General features: G+C 66.2%; 17 protein-coding genes and 1 other RNA gene. 6 read left to right on the forward strand and 12 right to left on the reverse strand.

What is annotated here, in order from left to right:
* Nucleotides 1-11: 11 nt before the first annotated feature.
* From XARJCFBP2528_RS01025 to XARJCFBP2528_RS01035, 3 genes are all read right to left on the reverse strand, one after another.
* Nucleotides 12-338: an XAC1346 family secretion chaperone gene (locus tag XARJCFBP2528_RS01025; protein ID WP_016904095.1), complete on the reverse strand. Its 327-nt coding sequence runs from the start codon at nucleotides 336-338 to the stop codon at nucleotides 12-14.
* A 240-nt stretch (nucleotides 339-578) separates the two neighbouring features.
* On the reverse strand, nucleotides 579-920 hold the full coding sequence (locus tag XARJCFBP2528_RS01030) for a hypothetical protein (RefSeq protein ID WP_016904096.1): 342 nt from the start codon (nucleotides 918-920) through the stop codon (nucleotides 579-581).
* A 122-nt stretch (nucleotides 921-1,042) separates the two neighbouring features.
* The gene (locus XARJCFBP2528_RS01035; RefSeq protein ID WP_016904097.1) at nucleotides 1,043-2,218 is read right to left on the reverse strand and encodes a thiolase family protein; all 1,176 of its coding nucleotides are present in this window, start codon (nucleotides 2,216-2,218) and stop codon (nucleotides 1,043-1,045) included.
* 186 nt (nucleotides 2,219-2,404) lie between these two features.
* Here XARJCFBP2528_RS01035 and XARJCFBP2528_RS01040 point away from each other — a divergent pair, with 186 nt between their 5' ends.
* Nucleotides 2,405-5,254 (forward strand): autotransporter serine protease, encoded by a 2,850-nt coding sequence (locus XARJCFBP2528_RS01040; RefSeq protein ID WP_026064720.1) that lies wholly within the window; start codon nucleotides 2,405-2,407, stop codon nucleotides 5,252-5,254.
* 55 nt (nucleotides 5,255-5,309) lie between these two features.
* On the opposite strand, the gene XARJCFBP2528_RS01045 is transcribed toward XARJCFBP2528_RS01040, so the two are convergent.
* The 3 genes from XARJCFBP2528_RS01045 to XARJCFBP2528_RS01055 form a co-directional block, all read right to left on the reverse strand.
* Nucleotides 5,310-6,410 (reverse strand): Glu/Leu/Phe/Val dehydrogenase dimerization domain-containing protein, encoded by a 1,101-nt coding sequence (locus tag XARJCFBP2528_RS01045; protein WP_016904099.1) that lies wholly within the window; start codon nucleotides 6,408-6,410, stop codon nucleotides 5,310-5,312.
* 155 nt (nucleotides 6,411-6,565) lie between these two features.
* Entirely contained in the window at nucleotides 6,566-7,816 is a 1,251-nt protein-coding gene (locus XARJCFBP2528_RS23660; RefSeq protein ID WP_026064721.1) for a 2OG-Fe(II) oxygenase, read from the reverse strand.
* Between the two features lie 183 nt (nucleotides 7,817-7,999).
* A complete protein-coding gene (locus XARJCFBP2528_RS01055) occupies nucleotides 8,000-8,527 on the reverse strand; it encodes a M48 family metallopeptidase (protein WP_016904101.1) in 528 nt (175 codons plus the stop codon).
* A 175-nt stretch (nucleotides 8,528-8,702) separates the two neighbouring features.
* Here XARJCFBP2528_RS01055 and XARJCFBP2528_RS01060 point away from each other — a divergent pair, with 175 nt between their 5' ends.
* The gene (locus tag XARJCFBP2528_RS01060; protein WP_003489471.1) at nucleotides 8,703-8,876 is read left to right on the forward strand and encodes a DUF1328 domain-containing protein; all 174 of its coding nucleotides are present in this window, start codon (nucleotides 8,703-8,705) and stop codon (nucleotides 8,874-8,876) included.
* Nucleotides 8,877-9,051: 175 nt separating this feature from the next.
* Here XARJCFBP2528_RS01060 and XARJCFBP2528_RS01065 read toward each other — a convergent pair whose 3' ends face one another.
* On the reverse strand, nucleotides 9,052-9,306 hold the full coding sequence (locus XARJCFBP2528_RS01065) for a DUF2789 domain-containing protein (RefSeq protein ID WP_016904102.1): 255 nt from the start codon (nucleotides 9,304-9,306) through the stop codon (nucleotides 9,052-9,054).
* A gap of 131 nt (nucleotides 9,307-9,437) precedes the next feature.
* Between XARJCFBP2528_RS01065 and XARJCFBP2528_RS01070 the strand changes: the two genes are divergently transcribed.
* Nucleotides 9,438-9,704 (forward strand): DksA/TraR family C4-type zinc finger protein, encoded by a 267-nt coding sequence (locus XARJCFBP2528_RS01070; protein ID WP_024938007.1) that lies wholly within the window; start codon nucleotides 9,438-9,440, stop codon nucleotides 9,702-9,704.
* A 157-nt stretch (nucleotides 9,705-9,861) separates the two neighbouring features.
* On the opposite strand, the gene XARJCFBP2528_RS01075 is transcribed toward XARJCFBP2528_RS01070, so the two are convergent.
* The 3 genes from XARJCFBP2528_RS01075 to XARJCFBP2528_RS21785 form a co-directional block, all read right to left on the reverse strand.
* On the reverse strand, nucleotides 9,862-10,455 hold the full coding sequence (locus XARJCFBP2528_RS01075; RefSeq protein ID WP_026064722.1) for a mechanosensitive ion channel family protein: 594 nt from the start codon (nucleotides 10,453-10,455) through the stop codon (nucleotides 9,862-9,864).
* Nucleotides 10,456-10,687: 232 nt separating this feature from the next.
* Complete coding sequence (locus XARJCFBP2528_RS01080) at nucleotides 10,688-10,936, reverse strand: hypothetical protein (RefSeq protein ID WP_016904105.1); 249 nt, start codon at nucleotides 10,934-10,936, stop codon at nucleotides 10,688-10,690.
* 120 nt (nucleotides 10,937-11,056) lie between these two features.
* A non-coding RNA gene (locus XARJCFBP2528_RS21785) (sX9 sRNA) lies at nucleotides 11,057-11,134 on the reverse strand.
* A gap of 131 nt (nucleotides 11,135-11,265) precedes the next feature.
* On the opposite strand from XARJCFBP2528_RS21785, the gene XARJCFBP2528_RS01085 reads away from it, so the two are divergent.
* Genes XARJCFBP2528_RS01085 through XARJCFBP2528_RS01095 form a run of 3 tightly spaced genes read left to right on the forward strand, consistent with a single transcriptional unit; the run spans nucleotide 11,266 to nucleotide 13,279 of the window.
* Nucleotides 11,266-11,853, forward strand: coding sequence for an RNA polymerase sigma factor (locus XARJCFBP2528_RS01085; protein ID WP_039809865.1), 588 nt, complete (start codon nucleotides 11,266-11,268; stop codon nucleotides 11,851-11,853).
* On the forward strand, nucleotides 11,850-12,383 hold the full coding sequence (locus tag XARJCFBP2528_RS01090; protein WP_039809863.1) for a hypothetical protein: 534 nt from the start codon (nucleotides 11,850-11,852) through the stop codon (nucleotides 12,381-12,383). The genes XARJCFBP2528_RS01085 and XARJCFBP2528_RS01090 overlap by 4 nt, the downstream gene beginning before the upstream one ends.
* Before the next feature lie 11 nt (nucleotides 12,384-12,394).
* The gene (locus XARJCFBP2528_RS01095) at nucleotides 12,395-13,279 is read left to right on the forward strand and encodes a DUF4097 family beta strand repeat-containing protein (protein ID WP_026064811.1); all 885 of its coding nucleotides are present in this window, start codon (nucleotides 12,395-12,397) and stop codon (nucleotides 13,277-13,279) included.
* An 83-nt stretch (nucleotides 13,280-13,362) separates the two neighbouring features.
* Here XARJCFBP2528_RS01095 and XARJCFBP2528_RS01100 read toward each other — a convergent pair whose 3' ends face one another.
* Together XARJCFBP2528_RS01100 and XARJCFBP2528_RS01105 are read right to left on the reverse strand one after the other, a co-directional pair.
* Nucleotides 13,363-13,548, reverse strand: coding sequence for a hypothetical protein (locus tag XARJCFBP2528_RS01100; RefSeq protein ID WP_010366034.1), 186 nt, complete (start codon nucleotides 13,546-13,548; stop codon nucleotides 13,363-13,365).
* A 189-nt stretch (nucleotides 13,549-13,737) separates the two neighbouring features.
* A complete protein-coding gene (locus tag XARJCFBP2528_RS01105) occupies nucleotides 13,738-15,114 on the reverse strand; it encodes an Hsp70 family protein (protein WP_016904456.1) in 1,377 nt (458 codons plus the stop codon).
* Nucleotides 15,115-15,149: the final 35 nt, after the last annotated feature.

Raw genomic sequence — 15,149 nt, forward strand, 5'->3', positions numbered from 1 at the left:
CACACGGTCAATCAATGCTGCGGATGTTCGGCGTCGTGCTTGTCGGCGTTCTGCTCGGCCTTGTTGGCCATCTCGCGGGTCTTGTCGGCGGTGGCGTCTGCGGCATTGGCGGTTGCGCGGCTCGCATCGGCGGCCAGTTCGCGTGCTGCCACGCGTGCATCGGCGGTGGCGGCCTTGGCCTGCACGGCGGCGCGATCGGCAGCTTGTTCGGTCGCAGCCGCAGCGTGCTTGGCAGCGGAGGCGGCATCGCGTTGCGCCTGCTCGGCGTCAGGGCCCTGGCAAGCGGCGAGGGTGAGAGCGGCGATGGCGCTCAACGACAGCATGCGGATCGTCTTCATGGGTGGTCCTGTTCCTGTTCCGGTGTTGGAAGAGCGAGCTTATGCACGGGCCGATGCAGCCGGCGTCAATGCGCGGCCGGCCATTCAGCCAATGGGCGGTATGCGCCGTACACGTCGCGACATGGCGCAGGTTCGATGGTCTGGACAGTGACGCAGTCCAGTCACCGGTAAATCGCGGGCAAAGAAAAAGCCGCTGGAAACCAGCGGCTTTCTCCGAACTTGCTTGGAGCTAAGAAGTGATTACTTCTTGGCTTCTTCGGCGGTGTCCTTAGCAGCTTCGGCGGTGTTTTCAGCCGTCTTGGCAGCGTCGGCAGCCTGCTCAGCAGCAGCGTCGGTGGCGGCGCCGGAAGCAGCCTGGGCAGCGTCAGCAGCGGTGTCAGCCGAAGCAGCGGCGGTGTTGGCAGCAGCCTGAGCGGCGTCAGCCGACTGCGAGCCCGAGGCAGCAGCCTGGTCAGCAGCGGTCTGAGCGTCGGCAGCAGCTTCGTTAGCCGAAGCAGCAGCGTCCTGAGCCTGTTCCGGCTTCGAGCAAGCGGTCAGGGCCAGGCCCAGAGCCATTGCGATCAGCAGCTTGTTAATGGTCATTGTTTCAATCCTCGTCGTTAGATTAGGCAACGCGCTATTGCGCGCCCCAGACATGATGACGGTCCAAAGACCAGTGTCAAGCGTGCGCGCATTCAGTTTTGCAAAATCGCCGTTAAAAACAATTAAATCAATTCGATAGCGATGGCAGTCGCTTCGCCGCCGCCGATGCACAGGGTCGCGATTCCGCGCTTGCCACCGCGCGTGCGCAACGCATTCACCAATGTCACCACCAGGCGGGCACCGGATGCGCCGATCGGATGCCCCAAAGCGCAGGCACCGCCGTTGACGTTGACCTTGTCGTGCGAAATACCCAACTCGGCGATCGGCGTCATCGCCACCACCGCGAATGCTTCGTTGATTTCGAACAGATCCACTTCGTCCAGTTGCCAGCCGATCTTGCCGATCAACTTCTGGATGGCAGCGACCGGCGCGGTGGTGAACCACTCAGGTTCCTGCGAGTGGGTGACATGCCCCACGATACGCGCCAACGGTGCGATGCCGCGACGTTGCGCCTCGTCTGCGCGCATCAGCACGGTGATCGCCGCGCCATCGGAGATGCTGGACGAGCTGGCGGCGGTGACGCTGCCGTCCTTCCTGAAGGCAGGCTTCAGGGTCGGGATCTTGGCGATGTCGGATTTGCCCGGTTGCTCGTCGCTGTCGACGACCACCTCGCCCTTGCGCGTGGCCACGGTGACCGGAACGATTTCATCGGCGAACGCACCGCTGCGCTGGGCAGCCTGCGCGCGTTCGACCGAGGCGATCGCAAACGCATCCTGATCGGCGCGGCTGAAACCGAACTTCTCGGCGGTGGCCTCGCCGAACACGCCCATCGCCTGGCCGTCGTAGGGATTGGTCAGACCATCCCAGGCCATGTGGTCGACCGCCTGGAAGTTGCCGTAGCGGTTGCCGGTGCGCGAATTAGGCAGCAGATGCGGCGCATTGCTCATCGACTCCATGCCGCCGGCGACCACGATGCTGGCCGAGCCTGCCTTGATCAGATCGTGTCCGAACATGATCGCCTTCATGCCCGAGCCGCACACCTTGTTGATGGTGGTGGCGCCGGTGGAGGTGGGAATGCCTGCGGCAATCGCCGCCTGACGTGCGGGCGCCTGGCCCAGGTTGGCCGGCAGGACGCAGCCAACGATGACTTCTGAAATGTCGGCCGGCGCGACGCCGGACTGCGCCAGCGCGCCACGGATCGCAGTGGCGGCGAGCGTCGGCGCCGGCACACCGTTGAATTGACCAAGGAACGAGCCGATGGCAGTGCGTTTGGCAGCAACGATGACGATGTCGGACATAAAGGAGATACCGTTTAAAGTGAAACGATTATCTGCCTCATGGTCGGTTCGCGCCAGCACGCTCCCGGCGCTGCGACATTCGCTACGCAATCAGCTGCGACAGCCGTGTGAGGATGCAGTATAAAGACGGCGTTCGGGCCCGGGATTGGGCCCTATCCATGGAATGGGTTCGGGGAGAACATCCAAATGAAGAAGATAGACGTCGCCAGGACTGTCCTGGCCTCGGCGTTGGCCGTGGCATTGACCGCGTGTGGCGGCGGTGGTGGGGGCGGTGGTATTCGTCCGAGCACACCGACGGCACCACCACCGACGTCGCCACCGCCACCACCGCCGCCGACTTCACCGCCGCCGCCTCCGCCGCCGGTGGTCGCACCGCCGACGACGCCGGAACCTGCATTCGACGCGCATCTGGCGCTGACCAACGCACGCGCTGCGCAGGCGTTGGGGTTCACCGGTGCGGGCTATCGCATCGGCGTGATCGATACCGGCATCAATACCAATCATCCGGCCTTGCAGGGGCGGGTCAGCAACAGCTTCATCTATGTGGATCCGCGCACGAACAACGTCGCTGCGGGCGACGTGGTGGGCCACGGCACGGTGGTCGCGCAGCTTGCAGCCGGGCGCGCAGTGGGCCAGTGGCCGGGCGGCATCGCCAGCGGCGCCGGCCTGGTGTCGGCACGCATCATCAGCGACGAAGCACCGGACGATGACGGCAGCGGCGAAGGCAACGAGGTCGACGGCCCGCTTGGTCTGGGTCCGGTGCATGCCGATCTGATCAGCGCTGGCGTGCGCATCATGAACAATTCCTGGGGCGGGCTGTATTGGAACGACCCGGCGGTCACCAACCAGATTGCGCAGGAATACCGGCCGTTCGTCATCGGCAACGATGGGCTGGTGGTGTTCGCGTCGGGTAACGAATCGCGATCGCAACCCTCCGATACCGCAGCGCTGCCCAGCCAACTGGGCCCGAACGGCACGCTGCCGGCCGCCGATCTGGAGCGCGGCTGGCTGGTCGTCGCTGCGCTGGATACCGCCAATCCTACGCAGCTGGCCTCGTACTCCAATGCCTGTGGCGTGGCGATGCGCTATTGCCTGGTGGCGCCGGGCACCTCGATGTTCCTCGACCCCGATGCGACTGCCAGCAATATCCGCTACTTCTACGGCAGCGGCACCTCGTTTGCGGCGCCGTTGGTCTCCGGCGCGGCTGCACTGGTGTGGCAGGCGTTTCCGTATTTCAGCAACGATCTGGTGCGGCAGACGCTATTGGGAACGGCCACTGATCTGGGCGTGGCCGGCGTCGACCCGACCTTCGGCTACGGCCTGCTCAATGTCGGCAAGGCGGTGCTGGGGCCGGCGCGCTTTGATTGGGGCACGGTGGATGTCACCGTCAACACCTTGCGTTCCACCTGGGCCAACGACATCAGTGGCACGGGTGGCCTGACCAAACGCGGCACCGGTACGCTGGTGTTGAGCAGTGGCGCCAATACGTTCAACGGCGACACCCAGGTGCTGGGCGGCACCTTGCAGACGGCCAGTCTGCAGAGTGCGCGCGTTGGTATCGCCAATGGTGCGACGTTGATCGGTGCGGGCAGGATCGGCGGACGCGTCGATAACGCCGGCACCCTGCAGGTCAACAGTGCGGCGCTGTCGATCGCGGGCAATTACACGCAGGCCAGCAACGGTCGCCTTGCCTTGAACGTGGGCGACCGGGTGAACGTGACCGGGACCGCGACGATTGCAGGTGATCTGCAAGTGCTCGGCCGCCGCGATTACGTGGTCGACAACGCGACCTACACGCTGTTGCAGGCCAGCAGCGGGTTGCAGGGCACGTTCGACACGCTCAGCCGCGGCGCGGCCGTGACCTTCCTGGATGCCTCGCTGACGTACGACAGCAATACGGCTTACCTTGCCTTGCGCAGCTTGAATGCCACCGCCGTCGCCGCCACGCTGGGCATGACCGGCACGGCAGCGATGGATTCGGCAATCCGCGTCGAGCAAGCGTTCCAGCAAGTGGATGCGCAGCAACTGCAGGGCACTGGCGGCATCAGCAGCGGGTTCATCCACGCCGCAGCGGCGTTGCAGCAGTCGCCGGATGCCAAGGCTGCCGCCGATTCGCTGCGCAGTCTGTCCGGCCGCGCGCATGCCGAGTCGGCAGCGATGACCTTCGACACCATCGATCTGGGCAGGCGTGCGTTGGCGTCGCATTTCGACGGCTTGTCGCAGCAGCCGCGCATGCTGGGCGTCTGGCAACGTGCGCTCGGTGGGCCGGGCGAGGGTGGCGTGACTACCGCAGGATTCGCCACCTCCGGCTGGATGATGGGCAACGACCTGCGCCTGGCGTCGGGCGCAGTCACCGGCTTTGCCTTCGGCGAAACGCGCTCCAACAGCCTGGGCGATCTGGACGGTGCACGCGGGCGCGATCGGCAGGTGCAGGGGCAGTTGTACTGGGGTACCACGCTGGGGTCGGCGTACACGCTGAGCCAGTTGGGTTTTGGCAACGTCAACCGGCAGATCGAGCGCAGCCTGCAGTTGGGCGAAGACCGCAGCAGTGCCTTCAGCGACTACAGCGGCAGTTACCTCAGCGGCAACCTGGAAACCGGGTATCGCCTGGGTGGCGCGCGCGCCAGCCTGACACCCTACATGGGGCTGGATTACGTGCGTCTGCGCAGCGAGGGATTCCGCGAAAGCGGTGGCGACGGCTTCGGCTTGCGCGCCGATGCCAGCACCTCCTCGCGCACCCAGGTGCTGGCCGGCGTGCGTTCGTCCTATCGCTGGCGCGGCGTGCAGCTCGGCGGTTATGCCGAATGGCAGCAGGCGTTGAGCAGCGACGGCCTGACGCTGGATGCCAGCTTCATCGGCGTGGACGCCTGGGCGCCGTTGCGCGGCATGCAGCCGGCGCGCTCGGGTGGTCTGTTCGGCATCACCGCGGCCGCGCCGTTGGGGCCGCAGAGCCAGTTGCGCTTCGGCTACGACCAGCGGGTGGGCGAGCGCGGTGACGATCGCGCGCTGAGCCTGCGCTACAGCGCCGATTTCTGATCGGCGCGTCTGATCGGTGGTTCACCTGTCCAGGCAAGATGCCTGGACAGGTGGCTCACTCGCCGCGCAGCTTGTGCAGGAAGCGAGGTGCAGTGCGGCCCAGCGGCAGTTTGAGCTTGCTGATGGCCTCGATACGCGCCTCGGCAATCTGGTCGGCCGCCTGCTGCGGCGCAACGCCCAGGCGGGAGGACAGGTCGAAGACCTTTTCCAGGTTGTGATAGATGCTGCGGATCAGGCGCATCGCACGTTCGCGGTTGTAGCCGTCGATCTCCAGCGACACGTTCATTACGCCGCCGGCATTGACCACGTAATCGGGCGCATACAGGATGCCGCGCTTGTGCAGCTCTTCGCCGATGGCGGCGCTGGCGAGCTGGTTGTTGGCGGTGCCGCAGATGATCTTGGCCTTCAACCGCGGCAACGTGTCTTCGTTGATCGCGCCTTCCAGCGCGCAGGGTGCGAATACATCGGCCGGCACCTGGTAGATTTCCTCGATGCTGACCGCTTCGGCACCGTATTCGGCCTCCGCGCGATCCACCAGCGCCGGGTTCAGATCGGCCACATAGAGTTTGGCGCCGCGTTCCTTGAGCAGCTTCACCAGCTCCATGCCGATGTGGCCCAGGCCCTGGATCGCAATGCTGGTCTTGCCGACTTCCTCGTGGCCGAGCCTGCGATTGAGCGAGGCCATCAGCGCCTGCAACGCACCGTAGGCGGTGAACGGGGCGGGGTCGCCGGAGCCGCGATGCACCTGGTGCACGCCGGTGACGTACTCGCTCTCCAGGTAGATCTGTTCCATGTCGTTGACGTCGGTGCCGACATCTTCGGAGGTGATGTAGCGCCCGCCCAGGGTGTCGACAAAACGGCCGAATGCGCGGAACAGAGCCTCGCTCTTGTCACTCTTTGGGTCGCCGATGATCACCGCCTTGCCGCCGCCGACATTCAATCCCGCCAGCGCGTTCTTGTAGGTCATGGTGCGGCTGAGCCGCAGCGCATCGTCCAGCGCCGCCTCGCTATTGGGGTAGGGGCGCATGCGCACGCCGCCCAGCGCGGGCCCGAGACGGGTGCTGTGCAACGCGATGATCGCTTTCAGGCCGGCGTCGCGGTTGTGACAGAAAATCACCTGCTCGTGGCCGGTGGTGTCGAGGGTTTCGAAAAGCATCGAAGGCTCCGCGGGGCTGCGTGATGTGCCTTCCCTGAGGCCGGGCCGAAACCCGTGCAATGGGAAACAAAAACGCGACGTCTGCAGACCCTGTCCGATCACGTCGCGCTGCAACATTTTAAACCACGTCGGCGGGGGCTAGTGTATGAATCTGTTCACCAATGCCGATAGCGCTGCTGCCGGAACCACAGCGTTCCCAGCCATTTGCTCCCTGCGCTGACCGGCAGGCCGGCGTGCAGTGAGTCGGGGTCGGGGCGGCCATCGGCATGCAGATTGTCGAAGCACACCACCGACCCGGCACGTGGACGCACGCGCACGCCCGCGACCGGGAAGTCGGTGTCGCCACCCGCTTCGACGTCGTTGAGGTAGACGCAGGCGGTGCGCAGGCGATTGCCGGCAGTGGGGCGGTCGGCGGCGATCGTGCCGGGCGGCAGGTAGTCGCGATGCGCGTGGTACTGCTCACCCGGCGCGTAGCACAGCACCGACAGCGCTTCGGCATGGGTCAGCGGCAGCTGCGCACAGGCCGCCACGCGCGCCTGTGCCGCACGCGCGGCAAAGTCTTCGAGGATCGGGTCCAGGGTGGCACCGCGGCTGGTGCGGATCGGCGCGCGGCGCGTGCGCGCATCGTCGGGGTCGACCACTTCGGAGGCGCGCAGGTGCGGCCGCGCCAGCAACATCAACAAGCGGCACTCGTCGGCAGACAGCACCCCGCAGACTTCTTCGATCATGGGCGCGTCGTGGCGGCGCGTTGCGACATGTCGGGCAGCAAAACGGATGCGCGGATCGTCGACGAGCGGATCCGGCGGTGTGATCTGCACGGCAGGCGCCGCGGCGATACCCAGCGGCTGCAATTGCCGCAGCAACTGCGCCGCGGCGTCGGGTTGCGGCGGGACGCCTTCGCCACGCAGCAGGCGCTCGGCCAGTAGCGCGGCAGCCAATGCGTCACCGGCTGCGGCGGCGCGCTCCAGCAAGGCAACGCAGCTACGTTGCTGCGCGGGGTGATCGATCCGGCCGTGCTGGATGGCCAGCGCGCGCAGCGCAGGCGGGTAGTTGGCTGCGGCCGCTGCATGCAAGCGGGATTGCGCCTGCGTGTCGAGCATCAACGGGGCGTCGGTGACGGCCACGGTCGCCAACAGATAGCGCGCTGCCGCAACATCCTGGCGCTCGGCGTGTTGCCAGTGCTCCTGCGCACGGGCCAGGTCCACCTCGCAACCCACACCGTAGGCCAGCATGCGGCCGGCTTCGATCTGCGCGCCGGCATCGCCTGCGGCCGCACTGCGCATGTACCACGCCAGCGCCTGCTCGGGCTGCCCGGTGCGCACCAACGCATGTGCCAGCGCCGTCATTGCCGCGGGGTGGGAGGTCTGTGCGGCCTGGGTGAGTTGCTGGAGGGACGGTGCCTGCATGGAGGCATTCTAGGAGAGGCCGGCAACCCTGTCGTGCCTGATCCCAGGCGGGCGTCGGTGCTGCCCGCATAGGTCGACGGCAGCCTCGCCGAGATCAATGCAGGTCGTGCGTCCCCGGCGGGGGACCGGTCGCCATGGACCGGTGGTCGCGGCGATGTGCTGCCTCGTCTAGCCGGTGCGCGATCACGCGTCCGTGGACAGCGCCAGGTGGGTCAGATACAAGCGCAGGTCGAACTCCAGTTGGTGGTAGTCCGGGCTCATGTGGTTGCACAGCTGGTAGAAGGCCTTGTTGTGATCGGCCTCCTTCAGATGCGCCAGCTCGTGGGCGACGATCATCTGCAGGAACGGTTCGGGCGCATCGCGGAAGATCGAGGCAATGCGGATCTCGCGGCTGGCCTTGAGCCGGCTGCCGTGGACGCGCGAGATCGCCGTATGCGTGCCCAGCGCATGCTTCACCACCTGCAGATGGTTGTCGTAGAGCGCCTTGTGCAGGGTGGGCGAGGAGCGCATGTAGCGCTCCTTCATGGCCTTGACGTAGTCGTACAACTGCCGGTCGGTGCGGATGCTGTGGCGATCCGGGTAGCGGCGTGCCAGCACCAGGGCGAGTTTGTCCTGCGCGATCAGCTCGCGCACCTGATCCAGGACTGCGGGCGGGTAACCGGCGAGATAGCGAAGAGTGTCCATGCCAATCGATTGCGGCGAGCTGCGCATGATCGCCGATGCAGGCGCTGCTGGCGAATCTGCACGCGCGAATGTGGCGGCGTGTGTCAGGCGTATTCACGAATGCGGCACATCCGGATGCGTAGCGTGCAGCGCATGTTCTGCGGCACGACCGCGCAAGCACACGACTGAACACGGCACCGTGCCGGATGAGGAGACAACAAACATGATCAAGTGGGCCATTATTTTCGCCATCATCGGACTGATTGCCGGTGCGCTCGGGTTTGGCGGCATGGCGGGCGCTGCAATGGGGATTGCCAAGTTCCTGTTCTGGGCCGGCATCATCATCGCCATCGTGCTGTTCGTGCTCGGCATGACGATCGCCAAGAAGGTGACCTGACGCCCGAGGCGTGGCTTTGGTGTGCGACTCGCATGCCGGCTACATCGCCCGGAATGCAAAGGAGCGGCCAGTGGCCGCTCCTTTTTTTGTTCCTGCAAGCTGATCACCCAACGCAATGACAAGCGGGGCCGCGAGCGAGGTCTAGCGCAGGGCACTCGCTGCGTCCTTGCGCGACTCAGACGCCGGTGTCGTCGGCAGTGGTGTGCAGGGCGATATTGAGTTGATCGATGGTCACGATCCAGTCGGCATCGTCGAGGCGCTCTTCACGCAGCAGCTGCGCCTGCGCCGGTGTCCAGAAGGGCGCTTCCTCCAGGCGCATGTCGCCCGGCAGCGGAGAGTGTTCGTCGATGAAGCTGCGGATGCTGACCTCATCCGACGGCAGGCCCAACTGGGCGAATAATTCGGAGAACGGGTGGACGTGTTGTTCCATTGCGACTTCCTCGAAGAGTGCGAATGGGCGGATGCTAAAGCACCTGATTTGAGCGCGCTGTGCACGTCCGGCTTGGATTTGCCCGGGCGCATGCCCATATTTGAGTTCTGAGCAGACAAGCCGAGGCGAACATGGCGACCGGATGGGCAGGTGATGGGGCGGTGCAGGACCAGATCGATGCGACCGTCGAGGATGCGATCAAGCGCGCGCGGAGCCAGCTGCATCAGGGCCCGAGCCTGACTCACTGCGAGGAGTGCGATGCGCCCATTCCCGAGGCGCGTCGCAAGGCAGTGCCTGGCGTGCACCTGTGCGTGAACTGTCAGCAGGCGCATGACCAGGAGCAGGCGGCGCAAGGCGGCTACAACCGTCGGGGCAGCAAGGACAGCCAGCTGCGTTGATTGCCACGCGGCTTCAGAATAACCGGCAAACGACTGCGCTTGTCGCCAGGCGGCTGCGGCGATTGCTTTGATCTACATGCGACATTCGCACGTCGTGTCCTTGCGACGCGCCGACCGAGTCACCCGATAACGGCTCACTACGTCTTGTCAGACGCCCTCAGTTGGCGTTGAAATGGCTGGTCTCGCGCCAACGGCGCGTGGTGCGTTGGAAGAACAGGCTGTTGGGAACCTGCAGTACGCTGCCGGCGTGATCGCCGGTTTCTTCCAGGGTCGTGTAAATCACATTGATGTCGATCACCCGGCCCTTCAGGCCGGGCTTGTCGCCGCCTTCCAGCAGCTCGATGTGGTCGTGCAGGCGGAACGGGCGCGTGGTGATGATCAGGAAGGTGCAGAAGATATTGGACAGCACGCTCCATGCCGCGAAGAACGCCACTGCACCGACCGCCGCGAATCCGGTGAACGCGGTCCACAAGGTGCCGCTGGAGACGCCCAGCACATTCAATACCGTCAGCACCGCAGTGACGGAAATGACGAAGCTGCCCACGCGACGGATACCGATCATCATTTCCGCCGGCAGGCTGTAGCGCGTACACAGACGGCGCAGCACTTGCCGCAGCAGTAACCGAACCAGCGCGGCAACGGTAAGGATCAGCACGATCTGGACCGTCACCACTGCCACGGTCAGCCACTGCGGATTCCAGTGCGGCAGCAGGCTACGGATCATGGTCGGCAAAGCGTCGGACGCGGACATCGGATCGTGCAGGTTCACAGAGAACGCCCATTGTAACGGGGGCATCATTGCGCAGCCGGTGCGCGGGGTGAACGCGCGCCTAGCGGTGGCGGCAGCCAGATTGATTCAAGGGTGCTGCGATGGATTGCGGTATCACAGCTGTGCGTGGCCGGGGCGCTCGCTGCTATGCGCATCGATGAAGGCCAACACGGCGATACAGCAGCGCCGAAATCCACGATGACGCTGCAACCGGTCAACGCGTTGAACTGCGGCCATGCGCGGACAATGCGACAACACGCCGCCACAGCTGCTCGGCGCGGCGTACCGGCAACCAGTGCGCCGGTGAGTTCAGCTCGACGCATGACAGCCGCGTCGACGGCAGGTGCAGCAGGCAGGCCTGCAGGCGCGCAGGCGTCAACGTGAGCTGCACTGCATCCGTCGGCAGCGGGGCCGGGCACTGGGTGGAGCACAGGCTCAGCAGTATTCCGAGAACATGCGGCATGGCGACGTCCGATCAGGGGGCCTGCGCCTGAAGCGGCCAACGGCCGTGCTCCCGGCAAGCGATGCGGCGCAGGATTGCGCCATCGCAGGCTTGGATGCGGCGGCCGGCGAAAAGGTTTAGAGCGGCCCAAAAGGGAGCGAGCAGTCGTCCGGCGGATGCGGAAGGCACGCTCGGAACCGGGGTGTACGAGTGGTCCATGTCGATTCCGAGCACCGCAAGACCCGCCGGGCGGCGGCGCAGTAGGTTTGTCGGCCGCTTCTGTAACCATGCTCGAAAAAATACCTGGGCGCGGTTTAAACCTTTGCGCTACCCGGCGCATCGAAGTGGATATGCTCGACACCTCCATGCCCATCGATGCCCCAGCTTGTGACGGTCCGGCCGGACGCGACGACGCGGCGCTGGCGCGTGCCGCCGCAGGCGGCGATCGCACCGCCTACGAGGCCATCTATCGCCGTCATGCGCCGCGCCTGTATGCGGTGGTGTGGCGGCTATGTGGGGGTAACGCGGCGCGTGCCGATGATGTGCTGCAGGAGACCTTCATTGCCGCGTGGAAGGCCTTGCCGCAATTCCGCTTCCAGAGCGCGCTGAGCACCTGGCTGCACCGGCTGGCCGTCAATACGGCCCTGATGGAGCTGCGGGCGCGCTCGGTTGCGGGCGATCAGATGGTGGACGACGCCGATGGCGAGATCCTCGCTGCCATTCCAGGCGCCGCAGCCTGCCAGGCCACCCAGATGGATCTGGAGCGCGCGCTGGAGACGCTGCCGCCGCGCGCACGCGCGGTGCTGGTGTTGCACGACATCGAAGGCTGGAAACATCAGGAAATTGCCGACGAACTGCAGATGGCGGTCGGCAGTTCCAAGGCGCAACTGCATCGCGCGCGCGGCCTGCTGCGCGTGCGGCTGGGAGATATCGCATGAATCACGATCCGCTTGATCCGCACGCAACCGATGACGCTGCGTTGTCCGCGCGTCTGCGTGCGTTGCCGCAGCAACGTCAGCCACCGGCGCAGCTCTGGGAGCGCATCGCGCCCGCACTGACGCCGCACACCAACGTGGTTGCCCTGCAGCCGCGCCGCCAGCGTGCCTGGGCCTGGCCTGCGTTCGGTGTGGCGCTTGCTGCTGCGCTGGCGGTGGTGGCGATCGTGCCAGGGCTCGATCGCTCGACGCAGGCGCCAGCGCCAGCGTCGGCGCGCCCTGGCTTGGTGGCGCAGGCACAGGCAATGGCCGGGCAATACCAGCAGGCCATCGACGCAGTGCCGGTGCAGCAGGTGCCGGCCGATCTGCGCCCGGCGCTGGTCGAGCTGGACCAGAGTGCGCAGGCCATCCACGCCGCCATCGCGCAGAGTCCGCGCTCTGCATTCCTGTTGTCGCAGCTGCAACGCACCTATGCCAAGCGCCTGCAACTGACCCGTCTTGCCTCGCAGGGCGAGACGTCCTTTCCAAGCTGAGGAGCATGCCCATGCGTTACGCCCATTTATCCATGTTATTGCTGGTTGCGTTTTGCGCACTGCCGGCGGCAGCGCAGACCACCGTGAAGCAGAGCCATCCGCTGACGCGCGGCGGGCGCGTGGAGCTGGACAACATCGCCGGGCAGATCCGCGTGCGCGGCTGGGACCGCGACGACGTGGCGCTGACCGGCACCCTGGGCGAAGGGCAGCGCCTGGAGGTGGATGAAAGCCCGGACCGGCTGCAGTTCGAGGTGATCTACCCGCGTAACAACCGCAACAGCAGGGGTGCCCAACTGGAGCTGCGGGTTCCGCGCGCGGCGCTGCTGGAGGTGGAGGCAGTGAGTGCCTCGGTGGATGTCGATCAGGTCGATCTGGCGCGATTGCAGCTCAAGTCGGTCAGCGGCAACGTGGTCGCAGCCGGACGCGCCAGGGAAGCGCAACTGGAAACCGTCAGCGGCGCGCTGCGCAGCACGGTGGCCAGCGCACGGCTGAGCCTGGGCACGGTCAGCGGCCAGATCGATGCGCCGGCCGGCGCCAGCGGCGTAGTGTCGGTCGAGTCCGTTTCCGGCCAGATCCGGGTCGGCGCGGGGCAGGTGTCGCAGCTGCGCGCCGAGAGCGTGTCCGGCGCAACGGCGCTGACGGTGGCCGGTCTGGCGCCGGGCGGCAGCATTGCTGCAGAGAGCGTCAGTGGCACCATCAGCCTGGGCGTGCCGCGCAACGTGTCGGCAGCGCTGCAGGTGGAGGTGTTCAGCGGCGACATCCGTTCGGTGGCCGGGCAGGTGGAGCGGCCGGAGTACGGCCCGGGCAAGAGCCTGAGAACCCGGTTGGGGACCGGTAATGGCGACATCAAGCTCGAATCGCATTCCGGTTCGGTGCGTATCGATTACGGCAACTGAGCGGCTGCGCCATCTCTGGCCGGAAACGAACGTGCCACCTTGCGGTGGCACGTCGGTACAACGCTTCGGTTTGCGGGTAACGCTTAGGCGATCTTGTCGCCATCGTTACGCGCAGGGCCGAAGTTGGTGGTGAGCACTTCGATCCGGCCGCCGGTCTTGCGGAACGCGGCGATGTCGGCAGCGATACGCTCACGACTGAGCGGCTGCGACTTGCCTTCGCTGCGAGCGATGCTGGGCTGGGATTTCTGCTTGGTCGCGGGACGTGCCATGTGGCCTCCTGTAGCGGGGAAGTGCGATGACACCGCGTGCGGCTAGGGTGGCGCGCGCGGAAGCGGTGTCGAGAAGTGCGGTCGCGTTCGGTGCGCAATCGCGGCGGCACGGCAAGCGTGCCTTGCTGACAAGCCGGCTAAGCGGTATGCAGCAACCGCGCATTGTAACGGATAGGCGCCCGCGTTGCCTTAACCGTCCGACAGACGGGCCTGGCGGGCCGCCGCCCAGGCCAGGCCCTGCACCACGCCGAAGGACGGATCGCCCTGCACCAGGCGCGATTCCGGGAACGCGGCTGCCACCGTGTCGCGGATATAGCCGGCACGCGACATGCCGCCGGTGAGGAACAGCGTGGCCGGCGGCGCGTCCAGGTCGGCACGGACCTGCGCAAGCAAGCCTTCCAGTTCGCCCAGGTAGCTGGAAGCGGACGCAACCAGCGCGCTGGCCTGCACCTCCACCTCCAGCCCGCGTTCGATGAAGTCCAGCCCGGCCTGGTGCCGGTCGCGCTCGCTGAGCGCGATCTTGCAGGCTTCCACGCCGCGGTACAGGCGCGCGGTGTTGCCGGTGTCCTGCAGCGCCTGCAGGCGCTTGTCGAACGGGGCGGGGACGTCCTGGTACTTGTGCAAGCGGAATTCGCGCTGGCGGGTCATGTCCTGCACCATCGCCGCTTCCACGTAATGGTGGGTGGGCACGCGGGTGATGCCGCGGCCGAACAGCGGCATGTAGGCGGCCAGACTCAGCGCCAGATCGATATCGGTACCGCCGCGCGCGATGCCCCAGGCGCGGTGCACCTGCGGTGCGGCGTTGCCGCCGACGCTGGCATGGGCGATGTCGGTGGTGCCGCCGCCGATGTCCACCACCACGGTGTCGTGACGGCTGTCGTGGCTGACGTGGTAATGCATCGCGGCCGCTGCGGGTTCTTCGAGGAAATCCACGCTGTCGAAGCCGGCCGCGATGGCGGCGGTCTGCAGAATCTCCAGCGCCTGCGCGTTGCCGGCCTCGCCGATGGAACTGCGGAACTGCACCGGACGGCCCAGCGTGGCGCTGCGGATATTGATGTCGAACTGGCGCGAGGCGGTGAGCCGGATGTGTTCCAGCACGTGCGTGGCGATGCCGGTGATGGTCTGGCGCGCACGCGGATGCAGGTTGTAGCCCAGCATCGATTTGGGGCTCTGCACCAGGCTGCCTTCGCCTTCCAGGAAATACGCATCCAGCGCGTCGTCGCCGTAGACCGCGTTCTGCAGCAGGGCGGCGGAGCTGCGCGGCTCGCGCACCTGCTCTTCCATCCACTGGCGGCGCACGATGCGGATCGCGTCGCGGCGCAGGCTGTCGTTGCTGGACGTGCGGCCGGCCGCGGCGGCATCGCGACGGCCGGAGTCGATCAGCCGTTCGACCTCGTATTCCAGCGCCGGGGTCAGGCTGAAATCGTCCGGGTCGCGCATGGTCTCGGGGAAATACACCGTGGTGCGGAACTGCAAGGCCTCGCCGAAGCGCACCGGGACCACCTGGCCATCGACGATCGCCGCGGCGGCGGAGTTGCTGGTACCGAAGTCGATGCCGAGTTTCATGCAAGCGGGCCTGTGAGCGGGCCGCGCACTTTACT

Source organism: Xanthomonas arboricola pv. juglandis (assembly GCF_001013475.1).
Classification (GTDB): Bacteria; Pseudomonadota; Gammaproteobacteria; order Xanthomonadales; family Xanthomonadaceae; genus Xanthomonas; species Xanthomonas arboricola.

Coding starts and splice junctions, on each gene's coding strand:
- XARJCFBP2528_RS01035 (WP_016904097.1), bottom strand. CDS start 2,218: ATGTCCGACATCGTCATCGTTGCTGCCAAACGCACTGCCATCGGCTCG.
- XARJCFBP2528_RS01070 (WP_024938007.1), top strand. CDS start 9,438: ATGGCGACCGGATGGGCAGGTGATGGGGCGGTGCAGGACCAGATCGAT.
- XARJCFBP2528_RS01060 (WP_003489471.1), top strand. CDS start 8,703: ATGATCAAGTGGGCCATTATTTTCGCCATCATCGGACTGATTGCCGGT.
- XARJCFBP2528_RS01080 (WP_016904105.1), bottom strand. CDS start 10,936: ATGCCGCATGTTCTCGGAATACTGCTGAGCCTGTGCTCCACCCAGTGC.
- XARJCFBP2528_RS01095 (WP_026064811.1), top strand. CDS start 12,395: ATGCGTTACGCCCATTTATCCATGTTATTGCTGGTTGCGTTTTGCGCA.
- XARJCFBP2528_RS01025 (WP_016904095.1), bottom strand. CDS start 338: ATGAAGACGATCCGCATGCTGTCGTTGAGCGCCATCGCCGCTCTCACC.
- XARJCFBP2528_RS01055 (WP_016904101.1), bottom strand. CDS start 8,527: ATGCGCAGCTCGCCGCAATCGATTGGCATGGACACTCTTCGCTATCTC.
- XARJCFBP2528_RS01090 (WP_039809863.1), top strand. CDS start 11,850: ATGAATCACGATCCGCTTGATCCGCACGCAACCGATGACGCTGCGTTG.
- XARJCFBP2528_RS01030 (WP_016904096.1), bottom strand. CDS start 920: ATGACCATTAACAAGCTGCTGATCGCAATGGCTCTGGGCCTGGCCCTG.
- XARJCFBP2528_RS23660 (WP_026064721.1), bottom strand. CDS start 7,816: ATGCAGGCACCGTCCCTCCAGCAACTCACCCAGGCCGCACAGACCTCC.
- XARJCFBP2528_RS01045 (WP_016904099.1), bottom strand. CDS start 6,410: ATGCTTTTCGAAACCCTCGACACCACCGGCCACGAGCAGGTGATTTTC.
- XARJCFBP2528_RS01065 (WP_016904102.1), bottom strand. CDS start 9,306: ATGGAACAACACGTCCACCCGTTCTCCGAATTATTCGCCCAGTTGGGC.
- XARJCFBP2528_RS01075 (WP_026064722.1), bottom strand. CDS start 10,455: ATGTCCGCGTCCGACGCTTTGCCGACCATGATCCGTAGCCTGCTGCCG.
- XARJCFBP2528_RS01040 (WP_026064720.1), top strand. CDS start 2,405: ATGAAGAAGATAGACGTCGCCAGGACTGTCCTGGCCTCGGCGTTGGCC.
- XARJCFBP2528_RS01100 (WP_010366034.1), bottom strand. CDS start 13,548: ATGGCACGTCCCGCGACCAAGCAGAAATCCCAGCCCAGCATCGCTCGC.
- XARJCFBP2528_RS01105 (WP_016904456.1), bottom strand. CDS start 15,114: ATGAAACTCGGCATCGACTTCGGTACCAGCAACTCCGCCGCCGCGGCG.
- XARJCFBP2528_RS01085 (WP_039809865.1), top strand. CDS start 11,266: ATGCTCGACACCTCCATGCCCATCGATGCCCCAGCTTGTGACGGTCCG.